A 14654-nucleotide genomic window follows, 5' to 3' on the forward strand; every position below is an offset into this window, starting at 1 on the left:
GTTCCGCTGGTCAAAGCGTCGCGGTCGGTTAGTGGGCAGTCGCGCGAGCGTTCAAGCAGCTATTGCAGCGAAGGCCAGGGCATCACGCCGGCCTTCAGCATGCACGCAATTGAGTGAGCGTACGTCGCAGGCGAGGCATGAACGTTACTTGAGGCCGGTAATCGCGGCGCGCGCTGTGCTCCTGCCAATCGATGGCCTCAATCACCTGGGTCATGGCGGTGCCGGCCTCAATTTGCAGCATCTGCAACACGCACCCGGCTTTCCGATGGGCACGTTGCGCACATTCGCGTGCCGTGCCCTGGGTTGGTTCTTCGCCATGGCGGTTGAAGATGCGCGATCGGCCGCTCCCACCACCCAAAGCAAGGCGATCAGGTTTGCCAGACGGCGCATCGCCATGCGAGCGCGCGCGCAGGACGAGCAGCGCTCGTTTCCAGACTGAAGTCGAGGTCGATCGGCGCTCGGGGCGATGGCATCAGCCCGGGCGGGTTGCTTCGAACAGGAACCAACGGCGGCCCTCGGCTTCGTCCACCCAATTCTCGATCAGGCTGGCGGTGGCAATGTCGCCGTGCTCATCACAGAGCTGGTGCATTTCGCCCAGGCGCCGGGCCAGATCGCCGTTGTCGTCCCGCAGTTCCGCCAGCATGTCGAGCGGCTCGACAAAGTCTGCATCATTGTCGAGCACGCGTTGCAGCCGCGCGACATGGCCCGACGAGCGGATGGTCGTGCCGCCGATCTTGCGGGCCCGTTCGGCGATCGCATCGGTGGTCGCCAGAATCTGTGTCGCCTGCTCATCGAGTAGCAGGTGGAACTCGCGGAAATGCCGGCCTGAGACGTGCCAGTGGAAATTCTTCGTCTTCAGATACAGTGCGAACATGTCGGCGAGCATGACGGTGAGTGCCGCCGAGATGTCGCGCGATGCATTTTCGCCGAGAGCGGTTGGCGTGGCGAGACGCGACAGGCGCGAAGCCCGAAGTTTGTCGTTCATGGTGAGGTTCCCATTGGTGGATGTGGCTGAGGGCCGCATCATCGCCCGCAACCACCGCGAAATTCTTGTCGAATGCAGCTTCCATTTGAACGATCCCGCCGGATCGACAGGCTCGGTGTCCGCCAACGTCGATCTGCCAGGCGCGGCAAGATCGACCATAGGGCGCTGCCCTCCCGATCACGAGAAAGCAGAAAACGTCAAATAACGCCGTGATCCGTCAATAATCGCGGCACGTCTTTCGTCATGTTTCAGGCAGCTCGATTGAGCTTGGAGCACGACTGCATGATCGCCCCCGCATTTTTGCCCTGGCTCCCCCAAAATCGCTGCACCTGTTCCCGGCGAAGTGAACGCCGCAGTCTGACTCTGTTCTACCGCAACACTGCCACTTGAAGGAGACTGTCATGCCTTTCGTGACCACCAATGACGGAACCAGCATCTTCTACAAGGACTGGGGGCCCAAGGATGCGCAGCCGATCATGTTCCATCATGGCTGGCCGCTGTCGTCCGATGATTGGGATGCCCAACTGCTGTACTTCCTGGCCCATGGCTTTCGGGTGATCGCCCATGATCGGCGCGGCCACGGCCGTTCCCAACAGGTCGATTTCGGGCATGACATCGATCACTACGCCGCTGATGCCGCCGCCGTGGTTGCCCACCTCGATCTGCGCGGTGCCGTCCACATCGGCCATTCCACCGGCGGCGGCGAAGTCGCCCGCTATGTGGCCAAGTTCGGCCAGCCCCAGGGCCGTGTCGCCAAGGCCGTGCTGGTCGCCGCCATCCCGCCGCTGATGCTGAAGACCGACGCCACGCCGGGCGGCACGCCAATTGAAGTGTTCGATGGGTTCCGCAGTGCGCTTGCCGCCAACCGGGCCGAATTCTTCCGCGCTGTCGCCAGCGGGCCCTTCTATGGCTTCAACCGCCCCGATCAGCCGCCGCAGCCGGGCGTCGTCGACAATTGGTGGCGTCAGGGCATGATGGGCAGTGCCCTTGCCCATTATCACGGCATCAAGGCCTTCTCCGAAACCGATCAGACGGCGGATCTGAAGGCCATCACCGTGCCGACCCTCGTCATGCAGGGCGATGATGATCAGGTGGTGCCCTATGGCAACGCCGCCGAACTGCAGGCCAGGTTGCTGCCGAACGCCACGCTCAAGCTCTACCCGAGCCTTTCGCACGGCATGCTCACCGTCAACGCCGACATCATCAACCCCGATCTGCTGGCCTTCATCCGGTCCTGATCAGCCCAGTTCCCAACCCAAGCATCCCCAAGGAGTGACCGATGACGATTACCGCGACGCCCGCACCGGGCAAAACCCTGCTCTCGCCGACCGATCACCTGCTGCTTATGATCGACTTCCAGTCGCAGATGGCCTTTGCCACCCGCTCGATCGACATCGCCCTGCTGCGCACCAACGCGGCGCTGGTGGCTGGCGCAGCCAAGATCTTCGGCGTGTCCACCATCCTGACCACGGTGGCCGAAAAAAGCTTTTCCGGTCCAATGTTCGCCGAAGTGACCACGCCTTTCCCCGGCCAGCCGCTGTTCGACCGCACCACCATGAACACCTGGGAAGACGCGCCGGTGATCGCCGAGATCAACCGCATCGGCAAGAAGCGCATCGTGCTGTCGGGCCTGTGGACCGGCGTCTGCATCGTCGGCCCGGCGGCTTCCGCCATCGATCAGGGGTTCGAGGTCTATTTCATCTCGGATGCCTGTGGCGACGTGTCGGCCGAAGCGCATGAACGGGCCTGCCAGCGCATGATCCAGCTGGGCTGCGTTCCGATGACCGCAGTGCAGTATCTGCTGGAATTGCAGCGCGACTGGGCACGCGGCGACACCTATGACGCGACGACCGGCCTCGCGAAACAACTGGCGGGTGGCTATGGTCTAGGCATCACCTATGCCAAGACCATGTTTGGCGCCTCCGAAGGCGGGCATTGAGGCCATGCGCCCCTACCTCATCACGTTGGCGGTGGGACTGTTGGTCGGTGCCATCTATGGCGTGCTGAAGGTGCGTTCGCCGGCACCACCCACCATCGCCCTGGTTGGTCTGCTCGGTATCCTGCTCGGCGAACAGGCGATTCCGCTGGTGAAGAGCCTGTTCGCTCCGCGCGCCAGGGCGGCCGAGATCCGCACATCCTGCGCCGACCATGTGCTGGGTCGCCTGCCCACCAACAGCGAAGCGGCAGAGCGCCAATCATGATCATCGACCGCCGTGCCCTGCTGTTGGGCGGCACGGCGGCCGCTCTGCTGCCCAATGCTGCTGCCTGCGGGAGATCCGAAATGACCGATAGCATCATCGTCAATGCCAAGGTGACCACGCTCGACCGCGCCAACCCCGAAGCCCAGGCAATCGCCATGCGCGGCGGGACCTTCCTCGCCGTGGGCAGTGAAGCGGCGGTGCGCGCTGCGGCCCGGCCCGATGCGCGGGTGATCGATGCCGGTGGCCGGCGGGTGATCCCCGGCCTGATCGACAGCCACATGCACATCATCCGTGGCGGCCTGAACTACAACATGGAGTTGCGCTGGGACGGCGTGCCGTCGCTGGCCGACGCAATGGCCATGCTGAAGGCCCAGGTGGCGCGCACGCCTGCCCCGCAATGGGTGCGCGTGGTCGGCGGCTTCACCGAGCATCAGTTCGCCGAGAAGCGGCTGCCGACGCTGGCCGAACTCAACGCGGCAGCGCCCGATACGCCGGTGTTCATCCTGCATCTCTATGATCGTGCCCTGCTGAATGCGGCGGCGCTGCGGGTGGTGGGCTATACCAGGGACACCCCCAATCCGCCGGGCGGCGAGATCGTCCGCGATGCGGCGGGCAACCCGACCGGGCTGTTGCTGGCCCAGCCCAACGCCACCATCCTCTATGCCACGCTGGCCAGGGGCCCGAAGCTGCCGCCCGAATATCAGCTGAATTCCACGCGGCATTTCATGCGCGAGATGAACAGCCTGGGCGTGACCGGCGTGATCGATGCCGGCGGCGGCTTCCAGAATTATCCCGACGATTATGCCATTATCGAGAAGCTGCACGCCGACGGCCAACTGACTCTGCGCATCAGCTACAACCTGTTCACCCAGAAGCCCCGCGAGGAACTGGCGGATTTTGCCGGCTGGGTGACGCAGGTGCGGCCTGGCCAGGGTGACGACAGTTACCGCCACAACGGCGCCGGCGAGATGCTGGTCTATTCGGCGGCGGACTTCGAGGATTTCCGGGTCGAGCGGCCCGACATGCCGCCCAGCATGGAAGCCGATCTCGAACCCGTCATCCGCCTGCTGGCCGAACAGCGCTGGCCCTGGCGGCTACACGCCACCTATGATCAGACAATCGGCCGCGCGCTCGACGTGTTCGAGAAGGTCAACCGCGACATCCCGCTCGCCGGCCTCAACTGGTTCTTCGATCACGCCGAGACGATCAGTGACCGCAACATCGACAGGATCGCGGCGCTGGGTGGCGGCATCGCCGTGCAGCATCGCATGGCCTATCAGGGCGAAGATTTCGTCGCGCGTTATGGCGAGAAGGCCGCCGAACGCACGCCGCCCATTGCCCGCATGCTGGCGGCCGGCGTGCCGGTGGGCGCCGGCACCGATGCCACACGCGTTGCCAGCTACAACCCCTGGGTGTCGCTGAACTGGCTGGTCACCGGACGCACGGTAGGCGGCCTGTCTCTCTATTCCGGGGCCAATCGGCTCAGCCGCGAACAGGCACTGCGCCTATGGACCCACGAGAATACGTGGTTCTCCAGCGAAGTCGGCAAGAAGGGGCAGATCAAGGCCGGGCAACTGGCGGATCTGGCCGTGCTGTCGGCAGACTATTTCCACGTGCCCGAAAGCGACATCTCGCACCTGCGCGCCGTTCTGACCATGCTGGGCGGCACGGTGGTGTTTGGAGAAGGCGACTTCGCGCCGCTGGCGCCCGATCTGCCAAAAGCCATGCCGGACTGGTCACCGGTCGCCGCGTTTGGCGGCTATCATCGCACACCGGAAGCCGCCGCCCGGCTGGCCAGTGCCTGCAGCTGCGCGTCGGGATGTGCGGTGCACGGCCATGATCATTCCGCCGCGCTGGCCACAGCGGCGCCGAGTTCCGACGTTCAGAGCTTCTGGGGGGCGTTCGGCTGCGGCTGCTGGGCGGTCTGATGCCGCCCCCTGCCATCATCGCCCTGCTTGATTGGCCGCCAGCATGGTTTTTGGCGCGCCTGCTGATGGTGAGCGCCTATCTGGTCGGCGCTGTCACCAAACTGGCCGATTGGCCCGCCGCCGTGGCCGAACAAGCCCATTTCGGCCTGGTGCCGGCCGCGTCCTGGGCGGCGTTGACCATCGGCGTGGAACTTCTCGGCCCGCTGCTGATCCTGTCGGGCCGGCTGGTCTGGCTGGGCGCCGGTATGCTTGGCGCGTTCACCTTTCTGGCGGCGCTGTTGGCCAACAACTTCTGGATGCTGCCGGCTGGCCCGGCCCGCTTCATGGCGACCAACGCCTTCTTCGAGCATTTGGGCCTGGTTGGCGGATTCATCCTGCTGGCCATGGCCGCGCGGCACCGGTCGCCATGAAAGCCCTGTCATTCATCCTCGCTGCCGCGCTGCCGACTGCCGCCGCCGCCCAGACGGAGCCCTGGGAGCCACCGACCCTGACCACCACGCGCTTTGACGAGGACTGGTCGCGCCTGGCCGACCCCGCCGCCCGCAGCGGCCATTGGACCGAGCGCTTCAAATATGTCGCCATCGCCGCCGATGCCTGGGTAACGACCGGCATCGAGCTGCGGCTGCGCAACGAGAATTCTCGCGGCAACCAATGGGGTGATGCCCCAGACGATGGCTTCGTCTGGTTGAGGGCAATGCCGTACGCTGATCTTCACATCGGCCAGGTACGGGCCTTCCTGCAGCCTGTTGCGGCCTATGCCATCGGCGTTGCGCCCGGCCCGGGTCCGATTGACCAGACGCGAACCGACCTGCTGCAGGCGTTTGCCGAAGCGACCCTGCCGGTTGGCGATCAGGCACAGGCCAGTCTCCGCGTCGGCCGGCAGATGCTCCCGCTGGGCTCCGAACGCCTCGTCGGCACGCGCTACGGCCCCAATGTCCAGCTGGCCTTCGATGGAGCGCGCGGCATCCTGCACCTGCATGGCGCCACGATCAGCCTGATCGCCGTGCGCCCGGTACAGCCCGGTGCCGACAGCTTTGACGATCACCGATCCCGCACGAAGTCGCTGTGGGGCAGCTATGTCACCCTGCCGGGGCTCGATCTCTATTACCTGGGCTACCGCAATACGGTCGCGCACTTTGGCGGGCGCAACGGGCGCGAATTGCGGCACAGCCTGGGGGCGCGCTGGTTCGGCCGCCGGGGCAAGCTGCACTGGAACATGGAAGCCGTCTATCAGTTCGGCCGCTTTGCCGATGGTCCGATCAGCGCCTGGACGCTGGCGACCGAAGTCGGCAGGCGCTTTCCCGACCTGCCGCTGAAGCCGGATGCCACAATGCGCTTCAGCCTCATCAGCGGCGACGGCAATCCAGCCGATCACCGGCTGGGCACATTCAATGCCCTTTTTCCCAAAGGCAAATATTTCGGTGAACTTTCACCCATCGGGCCAGCCAACATCATCAGCGCCAATCCGCGCGTAGCGGCCGTTCTCGGCCAGGGCTGGTCGGCCAGCCTCGCCGGCATGGCCTATTGGCGCCAGTCCCGCGCTGATGGTGTCTATGATGTGCCGGGCACGCTGATCCGCCCGGCAGGCAGTTCGCAGGCCCTTTTCATCGGCAAGCAGGTGGAAGCCTCGCTGGCCTGGCAGGTTTCGGCCGAACTGGAGCTGTCGGGCTGGGTTGCGCTGTTCGAGCCCGGCGCCTTCATCCGGGAAACCGGGCTGGCTCGCCCGATCCGGATGACCGGAATCGAAGTCAATTTCCGTTTCTGAACAGGAAGGACTGCCCCGATGGCCGGACCCGCCAGCGCCACGTCCCCGCTTCCCGGCCTGTTGCTGCTGTTGTCCGCCACCACCGGGTTGATCGATGCGGTCAGCGTGCTGGGGCTGGGCAAGGTATTCACGGCGAACATGACCGGGAATATCGTGTTCCTGGGCTTTGCCGCCGCGCGCACGCCGGGCTTTGCCGCGGCACCCTATCTGGCGGCGTTGGCCAGCTTCATGCTGGGCGCCACCATCGCCGGCCGCACCGGGCGGCGCTTTGCGCAACGGCCGCTGCGGCACTGGTTGATGCTGGCAGCATTGTTCGAAACGGCGCTGTTCTGGGCCGCTGCGGCCAGCGCGACCGGGTTCGACGTGAAAAGCCTGTCGCCCGCGCCAGCGCTCTACTTCATCATCGCCCTGACCGCGATGGCCATGGGGTTCCGCAATGCCACCGTCCGTCAGCTGCAGGTGCCCGATCTCTCGACCACGGTCCTCACTCTCACCATCACCGGCCTGGCCGCGGATTCTGGTCTTGCGGGCGGGGCCAGCCCCAACCTGACACGGCGCGCCGGCGCAGTGCTGGCCATCTTTGCCGGAGCGGCTCTGGGGGCCCTGCTGGTGCGCGCTGGCGGATTGACGCTGTCACTGGCGCTCACCGGCCTCATCGTCCTGACGGGCACATGTGCAGCTGCACTTCACCCGGCGTTGGCACCGGTGCGCCCCAAATGAGACATGCGGTTGTGCGGCCCGAGCGATGCCGGGTTGAGGCCAACGCGCAGTCCATTGTCCTGCGAGGCCCGCTCAAGCCATTGATGCGCAGCGACCGCAGATCATGCACGGATCTCCACAGTCGCCGCAGCTCATCCAAATCGGGTCTGGCGGTCAGCGTGCCGGGCTTGCTGCAGCCGTGGCAGGCAGCTGGCGCTTGAATTCGGCTTCCAGGTGCAAGGTCACCTCGTCACTGACGAACGGCACGCCATAGTTGACGCCAAAGTCCGACCGCTTGATGCGGGCATCGCCATCGAAGCCCAGCGAATATTGCTTGTCCAACGGGTTGGTGCCGGCCTGGTTGAAGCGGGCGGTCATGGTGATGGGCCTGGTGACGCCGCGCAGCGTCAATTGCCCGGTGATTTCGGCGGTCTTGCTGCCGGTCAGCCGGATGCCGGTGGCCTCGAAACGGGCCGTCGGGAACTTGGCGCTTTCGAAGAAATCGGCAGTGGCCAGATGCTTGTCGAGCGCGGCGTTCAGCGAGGCGATCCTGGTGATGTCCACCGTGGCGACCAGCCGGCTGGCTTCCGGTCGCTTGGCGTCCAGCGTCAGCGTGGCGGAGACCGCGGGGAACTGGCCGACATAAGTCGAAAAGCCGAGATGGTTGACGGACCAGGTGATCTTGCCGTGCGCGGGATCGAGCACATAGGTGCCCGATTGCACCTGCGCCGGCTCCTGCGTGAGCGGGGCCGGCTGGGCCAGCGCCGGCAGCGATAGGCTGCCCAAGGCAAGGGCGGCGACAAGGGAAAACGTGCGGAACATGGGGATCCTCTTGCGTGTCTGCATGGTTGGGACAGGGCACCACATGGGGTGCCATGTCGGTTGGTTGGAGGGCTGTTCAGTTCAGCGGGGCCGCGTCCACCAGCACGATCTCGCTGTCTTCCAGGGCAGTCACCTGGAGGGTTGGCAGGTCGCGGATGGCGGCGCCGTCGCCGGTGGCCACCGTCACGCCGTCGATGCTGATCGATCCGGTGGCGGGCACCAGATAGGCCAAGCGATCAGCGCCCAGCGTGTAGGTGGCGCTTTCGCCGGCCTTCAGCGTGGCCGCCGCCACTCGCGCATCGGTGCGGATTGGCAGGGCATCGTCGTCTTCCGCCAGACCCGAAGCCAGCGTAACGAAGCGGCCGGAACGATCGCCCTTGGGAAAGGCCCTCGAGCCCCAGGCCGGCGCCCCACCGCGCTCACGCGGCAGCAGCCAAATCTGGAAGATACGCGTCACCTCGCCTTCAAGGTTGTATTCCGAATGGGCGACGCCGGTGCCGGCCGACATCACCTGCACATCGCCCGCCGTCGTGCGGCCAACATTGCCCAGCGTGTCCTTGTGGGTGATGGCGCCCTGGCGGACAAAGGTGATGATCTCCATGTCGGCATGGGGGTGGGTAGGAAAGCCGGCGCCGGGCTGGATGATATCATCGTTCCAGACCCTGAGGTTGCCCCAGTGCAGGCGTTCCCGGTCATGATAGCTGCCAAACGAGAAATGGTGGCGAGCGTTGAGCCAGCCGTGATCGGCATGGCCAAGGCTGGCGAAGGGACGAAGTTCGATCATGGATGATTTCCTGCGATTGCGTGTTGCATTGCAGTCTGGATAAACGCCGCCGCTTGTGAAAAAAATGGCAACGTCTGAAATTCATTGGTGAAGGAATCTGCATGGCACGCCTGCCCGATCTGGAAGCCTGGGCAATTTTTGCCAAGGTGGTGCAGGCTGGTTCCTTTGCAGCCGCCGCCGATCAGCTGCAATTGTCCAAACCTACCGTGTCGAAGGCCATCACCCGGCTGGAGGAACGGCTGCGCGCGCCGCTGTTGCAGCGCACCACCCGGCAATTGACGCTGACCGAGACCGGGCGATCGGCGCTGGAACATGCGCGCCGCCTGCTGGCCGAAGGCGAGGCCGCGGAAGCCGAAGCCGTGGCGCAGGTGTTGCGGCCCTATGGCCTGGTGCGCATGACGGCACCGATGTCGTTTGGCCAGCAGCAACTGGCGCCGTTGCTGCCGGCGTTCCTGGCGGCCTATCCTGATGTCTCGATTGATCTTCGCCTGAGTGACGAGCAGGAGGATCTGGTGGGGAAGGGATATGACGTTGCGCTGCGCATCGCGGCGCTGGCCGATTCCAGCCTGATGGCGCGTCAGTTGTGCGGTGTGGCGCGCCCGATCGTGGCGTCGCCGGCCTATCTGGCGCAGCATGGCCGACCGCAGCATCCTGCGGAACTGATGCAGCACAGTGCAATCCACTACAGCAACGTTGCCAATCCCGGCACATGGCGGCTTGAACATGCAGACGGCGAAACATGGGAGGGCCGGGTGCCCGGTCGCCTGACCATCAACAATGCCGACTTCGTGGTGCCCACGCTGCTGGCAGGGCTGGGCATTGCCATCCAGCCGATCTTCTCGGTGTGGCGGGAGATTGAAGATGGCCGGCTGGAGGTCGTGCTTCCCGGCTGGAGCCAGACGCCGATCAATCTGTACCTGGTGACTCCGCCCAACCGCCTGAGGCCGGCGCGCGTGAAGGTGTTGATGGAGTTTCTCGCCCAGCATCTCTCCAGCCCGGTCTGGGCGATCCGTGCGGCAGATCCGCCATTGTAACGCATTTAGAAACAATCCATTTCAAAGTTGCCATATAGTCCACACATAAGGCGGTACCTATTTCCAGTGGCAACCCCGATCCCCGGGGGCACATTGGAGATTAGATCATGATCAAGACCCTTATTTCGGCGGCCCTGCTGAGCGTGGCCGCCGGTTCCGTGCCGGCCGTGGCCGCGCCGTTCAACGGGCCCTATTTGGGTGTCAGCGCCGGCTGGAACCGCGATGATGTGGCCCGCAGGACCATCAATGGCATCACCATCGATGCCGGCCGCACCCAGGATGCGGTGACGCTGGGTGGCTATGCGGGCTACAACAAGACCCTGGGCAAGCGCTTCGTGATCGGCGGTGAACTGGGCTTCAGCGGTGCCATTGATGATACCATCGTGGGAAGCGCGCAGGGCAAGGCTCTCGAAATCGACCCGCGCTACAGTTTCGACGTGAGCGCTCGGGCCGGTGTGCTGGCTGATGCGAAAACCCTGATCTATGCCCGCGGTGGCTATGCCAACACCCGTGTGCGGACCAGCGTTGCCACCACGGCTGGCACGGCCATCACGTCGGACAATCTGGACGGCTGGCAAGTCGGCGGCGGCATCGAGCGCAGCCTTACCGAAAATGTCTCGGCGCGGATCGAGTATCGCTACAGCGATTTCGGCAGCAATGGCGGTCGCTTTGACCGGCACCAGGCGCTGATCGGCGTCAGCTACAACTTCTAAACGCGACCAGGTGGGGCAGGCGCGGTCTGCCCCACCAACATCGGCCACGGCCGCCAGTCGAACCGGAGCCTTTGGTGTGGGCCGGATCGTCAAGCCGATCCAGCGTGGTTCGATTCCGGATCGGGCCTCAAGATCTCCTGCACTGAACCGCGCCCTGACCCGATCACGGCGACCGAGCGTCAGAATCGGTAACCGATCGAGCTTGCCATGAAATTGCTCGAGCGGGCGCCGATGGCGCGGAGGCTGTCGCTGGCGGCGAAATGCACGAGGGCGAGCTTGACCGCCCATCCGGGCGCCGCTTCCCATTCCACATTGGCCTCGAACTGGGTGCCGACAAACCGCGAACCCGCGCCCGGATCGAGGAAGGGGCGCAACGGCGGCACGTAAACCGCATCGGCGCGGCGGTGCCGCCACAGGAAATTGGCGCCCAGGGTCACATCAACGCTCTTTTCGGGCGTCAGGCTCAGCGTTGGGTGCAGGTCCATGATGTTCGTCGGCACGGCCAGCCCGGCTTCGGTGAAATAGGGCAGGCGGGGATAGAGCGCGTTGAAGCTGCCCAGCTTGTTGTCATTGCGGTCGCGGTCGCCGCTGGCAATATCGGCCTTCAGCCCCAGCCGCGGGGCGAGTGGCTGGCCTGGCCAGCTGTGGCCAAAGGCGCTGGCCACGGTCCAGGCGGCGATGCGTCCGGTGCCAAAGCGGCCGACCTGGATCACCGGTTCGATATCCCAATCCCAGCTGCCCGCCGCGCCGTACACACGCGCGCCAAAGCTGTGACGCCGTTCACGGCCCGATCCGGCCTGAAAGCGGGCCTGCTGCCGTTCATAGCCAATCCAATAAAGGTTGAAGCCAAGCCGACCGGCCGGCTGCATGTCGAGCGTGCCGAACAGGCCATAGACCTGCTCATTGCGGTCGGACACATCATCGAAGACGCCGGGGCGCAACTGGATGGGGCGCAGCCAGAAGCCGTCGAATTGCGCCTTGCCCAGGCCAAAGCGGCCGCGCACGCCATCGAATGAGCGCCGGATATTGGGGCTGTCGCGCACCGAAATCAGCCGGGAACTGCCAAGGGCGACCTCCTGCCGGCCGAGCCGCAGCATGGGGCCGCCGCTGCCGTTGCGGCGGCCGATTTCAACAAAGGCCTGGGTGAGATCAAGGCGGGAGACATCGGTGGGGCCCTCGCCAAGGCGGCGGCTGCCGATGAAACTGCCGATCTGGACGAAGCCGCGCACATGGTCGGACAGCTGTGCATCGGCGTGGAGCAAGAGCCGTTGTAGGATTGCTCGGTCAGCAGCTTCAGCCAGCCCGAAATCGGGCCTGTCGGCCGCTTCCACCCGCACCCGCCATTCCCCGCCCAGGCTGAGCGTACCGCCATCGCCCAGCGGCAGGCCCTTGAGCGCGGCCGGAAAGGGCCGTGGGCAGTCAGGGCCAGGCCGGGCCGCCAGCGGATCCTGCCAGCGCAGCATCCGGGGCTCCGGCGGCGCCGGGCAGGCGGCCCACGCAGAACCGCTGCCCAGCGCCAGACTGGCCAGCCAGGGCAGATGGCGCATTGCTCAGTTGCTGCCGACCAGATGCGCCTCGACGAACCAGAGCTGCTTGTCACATTCACGCGACAGGCCGGTGAACAGATCGGCCGTGTCGGCGTCGCCAGCGACGGCCGCGGCCTCGATGGCGGCGCGCGCGTGCTTGCCGAATTCGCCCAGAGACCCGGCCAGTGCCTTCAGATGCGCTTCCCCGGAACTGGCGGCGATCGGATAATCATAGAGCACGGTCGTGGCGGCCACTGTCTGCACCCGGGCGTCGGCGGTGCCGCCCAGCGCGGTGATGCGTTCGGCGATCGTGTCTTCAAATTCCTCCACCGTGTCGTGCAGGGCATCGAACAACTGGTGCAGCATGAAGAAATTGGGGCCCTTCACGTTCCAGTGCGCTTGCTTGGCCTGGCGGACGAGATCGACGGCGTTGGCAAGCATGGCCTGCAGCAAGGCGATGGCGGCATGGCGGACATGTTCGGGCAGATCGAGGCGGGAGGTGTACATGACGGTTCTCCTGGCTGAGGGCGGCGCGGCTCAGTGGCTGCCTTCGGAGGCGCCAAACATGGTCTTGGCGTAGATGATGCCCAGCCCGTAGCCGCCGCCATGCTTCTTCGCGATGCCGGTGGTCAGGTCATAGGTTTCGGTGCGGGCCCAGTCGCGCTGCAGTTCCAGCAGATATTGCAGCGCCGTCATCGGAATGGCGCCGGCTTGCAGCATGCGCTGCATGGCGCGTTCATGGGCCTCATCGGAAACATCGCCACAGGCATCGGCAATCACGTGGGTTTCAAAGCCCTGGGCGATGGCCGACATCACCGGGCCGACAATGCACACGCTGGTCCACAGGCCGCAGAACACCAGCCGGCTCTTGCCGATGCTATTGATGCGATCGCTGATGCGGCCGTCTTCCCAGGTGTTCATGCTGGTGCGGTCAATGACGCTGGCACCGGGAAAGGCGCTGCTGATCTCGTCAAAGATCGGGCCGGAGAAGGTCTTTTCAGCGACCGTGGTGAGAATGGTGTCGACGCCGAAGCCGGCGGCACCCTGGGCAACCATGGCGGCGTTGTTGCGCAAGGTGATGGCGTCAATCGACTTGGTGGCAAAGGCCATCTGCGACTGGTGGTCGATCATGATCAGCACATGATTGGTGGGGCTGACCAGCGAGGGGGCGGGAACGGGCGTGGCGGTTGGCATGGGACATGTCCTTTCAGGTGGGTGGGAAACGGCAGCAGGGGATGACAGGGGGCTCAGTCATTGGGCAGCAGCTCGCCGGCAACCAGCGCCGAAAGGCTGCGCAGGGCGACCAGGATCACCAGCAAGGTCACCAGCGCCAGCGCCGCCAGGCCGAGCACGGCCAGGGCGGGCGACAGGATCTGCCCGGCATAGGCGACGGCCAGGCTGGCATAGGCTGCGCTGGGGAAGGTGAGTGCCCACCAGGAGGTGGAAAAATGGCCGTCGATCAGACGCGGCAGCAGCGACAGCATCAGCGCGGCCACCATGGTGCCAAAGCCGAACAATGTGTGGGTGACGGGCGAGACCGTGCCGCCGCTGAGCGCCAGGATGGCAAGCGAGCCCACCGCCGGCGGCGCCAGCAGGATGAACAGCGAGGGCGCCGAATGGTGCGGCAATGGATCGGCAAAGAACAGGCGGAAGGTCATGATCGGCGCCAGGATCAGCCAGAACATCGCACCGATGCCGAACAGCGCCCAGCTGGCCGTCTCGAACCCCAGCGGTGCGCCCACCACCGGCATCAGCAAATTGCCGACGATCGGAATGAACCAGGGCGGACCAGCCTCGGTGAGCGGCCGGTTCTGCGAAAACCAGCGGCGCAGCAGCAGGAAGGCGAACAGCGCGTGCAGGCCGGCGGCCACCGGCCAGATGACGCGGGCCAGCGCCAGCGAATAGGGCGCGGCGGCGGCTGCCATGAGGACGGTCGCCACGCTGAAGGCTGGCACGAAGGGGGCGCTGCGGGGATCGCGGAACTCGGCGAGATGGCCGGCCGGCCAGCGCGCGGCGCGGGCGAGATGCAGGATCAGCAGCAGGCCATAGAGCAGCACCGCCAGCGCCATGAACGCCTCGCCCGGCCAGGCCGGCGCACCGAAACTGGCCACCGCGCGCCGCCAGGCGAGGCCGGTGCCGGCCATGCCCATCACGCTGGCAAACAGCGACATCGGCACCCGCGCCAGCCAGGGCCGTA

17 protein-coding genes are annotated in these 14654 nt (G+C 65.4%); 10 read left to right on the forward strand and 7 right to left on the reverse strand.

Annotated elements, in window-relative coordinates; genetic code table 11:
* The first annotated feature begins 175 nt into the window (after positions 1–175).
* Positions 176–439, forward strand: coding sequence for a hypothetical protein (locus GJ693_RS03985; protein WP_156255036.1), 264 nt, complete (start codon positions 176–178; stop codon positions 437–439).
* A 33-nt stretch (positions 440–472) separates the two neighbouring features.
* Here GJ693_RS03985 and GJ693_RS03990 read toward each other — a convergent pair whose 3' ends face one another.
* Positions 473–985, reverse strand: coding sequence for a Dps family protein (locus tag GJ693_RS03990; RefSeq protein ID WP_156255054.1), 513 nt, complete (start codon positions 983–985; stop codon positions 473–475).
* Between the two features lie 401 nt (positions 986–1386).
* Here GJ693_RS03990 and GJ693_RS03995 point away from each other — a divergent pair, with 401 nt between their 5' ends.
* The 7 genes from GJ693_RS03995 to GJ693_RS04025 all read left to right on the forward strand — a co-directional run bounded on the left by GJ693_RS03995 (position 1387) and on the right by GJ693_RS04025 (position 7599).
* Complete coding sequence (locus GJ693_RS03995) at positions 1387–2223, forward strand: alpha/beta fold hydrolase (protein ID WP_156255037.1); 837 nt, start codon at positions 1387–1389, stop codon at positions 2221–2223.
* A gap of 41 nt (positions 2224–2264) precedes the next feature.
* Positions 2265–2924 carry a hydrolase gene (locus GJ693_RS04000; protein WP_156255038.1) on the forward strand — a complete coding sequence of 220 codons (660 nt, stop codon included), beginning with the start codon at positions 2265–2267 and terminating at the stop codon, positions 2922–2924.
* Between the two features lie 4 nt (positions 2925–2928).
* Positions 2929–3186 carry a DUF1427 family protein gene (locus GJ693_RS04005; RefSeq protein WP_156255039.1) on the forward strand — a complete coding sequence of 86 codons (258 nt, stop codon included), beginning with the start codon at positions 2929–2931 and terminating at the stop codon, positions 3184–3186.
* An 80-nt stretch (positions 3187–3266) separates the two neighbouring features.
* Positions 3267–5114 carry an amidohydrolase gene (locus GJ693_RS04010; protein WP_156255055.1) on the forward strand — a complete coding sequence of 616 codons (1848 nt, stop codon included), beginning with the start codon at positions 3267–3269 and terminating at the stop codon, positions 5112–5114.
* Positions 5114–5524, forward strand: a complete 411-nt coding sequence (locus tag GJ693_RS04015; RefSeq protein ID WP_156255040.1) for a DoxX family protein — start codon at positions 5114–5116, stop codon at positions 5522–5524. Before GJ693_RS04010 ends, GJ693_RS04015 begins: the two co-directional genes overlap by 1 nt.
* Positions 5521–6879 (forward strand): alginate export family protein, encoded by a 1359-nt coding sequence (locus GJ693_RS04020; protein WP_156255041.1) that lies wholly within the window; start codon positions 5521–5523, stop codon positions 6877–6879. Before GJ693_RS04015 ends, GJ693_RS04020 begins: the two co-directional genes overlap by 4 nt.
* 18 nt (positions 6880–6897) lie before the next feature.
* Positions 6898–7599, forward strand: a complete 702-nt coding sequence (locus GJ693_RS04025) for a YoaK family protein (protein WP_156255042.1) — start codon at positions 6898–6900, stop codon at positions 7597–7599.
* A 153-nt stretch (positions 7600–7752) separates the two neighbouring features.
* Here GJ693_RS04025 and GJ693_RS04030 read toward each other — a convergent pair whose 3' ends face one another.
* Together GJ693_RS04030 and GJ693_RS04035 are read right to left on the reverse strand one after the other, a co-directional pair.
* Positions 7753–8400, reverse strand: coding sequence for a YceI family protein (locus tag GJ693_RS04030; RefSeq protein ID WP_156255043.1), 648 nt, complete (start codon positions 8398–8400; stop codon positions 7753–7755).
* Between the two features lie 76 nt (positions 8401–8476).
* Complete coding sequence (locus GJ693_RS04035; RefSeq protein WP_156255044.1) at positions 8477–9184, reverse strand: pirin family protein; 708 nt, start codon at positions 9182–9184, stop codon at positions 8477–8479.
* 101 nt (positions 9185–9285) lie between these two features.
* Here GJ693_RS04035 and GJ693_RS04040 point away from each other — a divergent pair, with 101 nt between their 5' ends.
* Positions 9286–10218, forward strand: a complete 933-nt coding sequence (locus tag GJ693_RS04040) for a LysR family transcriptional regulator (RefSeq protein WP_156255045.1) — start codon at positions 9286–9288, stop codon at positions 10216–10218.
* Between the two features lie 107 nt (positions 10219–10325).
* Positions 10326–10931 carry an outer membrane protein gene (locus GJ693_RS04045; protein WP_156255046.1) on the forward strand — a complete coding sequence of 202 codons (606 nt, stop codon included), beginning with the start codon at positions 10326–10328 and terminating at the stop codon, positions 10929–10931.
* A gap of 179 nt (positions 10932–11110) precedes the next feature.
* Here GJ693_RS04045 and GJ693_RS04050 read toward each other — a convergent pair whose 3' ends face one another.
* From GJ693_RS04050 to GJ693_RS04065, 4 genes are all read right to left on the reverse strand, one after another.
* Positions 11111–12478 (reverse strand): alginate export family protein, encoded by a 1368-nt coding sequence (locus GJ693_RS04050; RefSeq protein WP_156255047.1) that lies wholly within the window; start codon positions 12476–12478, stop codon positions 11111–11113.
* 3 nt (positions 12479–12481) lie between these two features.
* Complete coding sequence (gene dps, locus GJ693_RS04055; RefSeq protein WP_156255048.1) at positions 12482–12964, reverse strand: DNA starvation/stationary phase protection protein Dps; 483 nt, start codon at positions 12962–12964, stop codon at positions 12482–12484.
* Between the two features lie 30 nt (positions 12965–12994).
* Positions 12995–13651 (reverse strand): hydrolase, encoded by a 657-nt coding sequence (locus tag GJ693_RS04060; RefSeq protein ID WP_156255049.1) that lies wholly within the window; start codon positions 13649–13651, stop codon positions 12995–12997.
* Between the two features lie 53 nt (positions 13652–13704).
* A partial coding sequence (locus GJ693_RS04065; RefSeq protein ID WP_156255050.1) for an SLAC1 family transporter occupies positions 13705–14654 on the reverse strand: 950 nt, incomplete at its 5' end.

It is taken from the genome of Sandarakinorhabdus oryzae (assembly GCF_009733735.1).
Classification (GTDB): Bacteria; Pseudomonadota; Alphaproteobacteria; order Sphingomonadales; family Sphingomonadaceae; genus Sandarakinorhabdus; species Sandarakinorhabdus oryzae.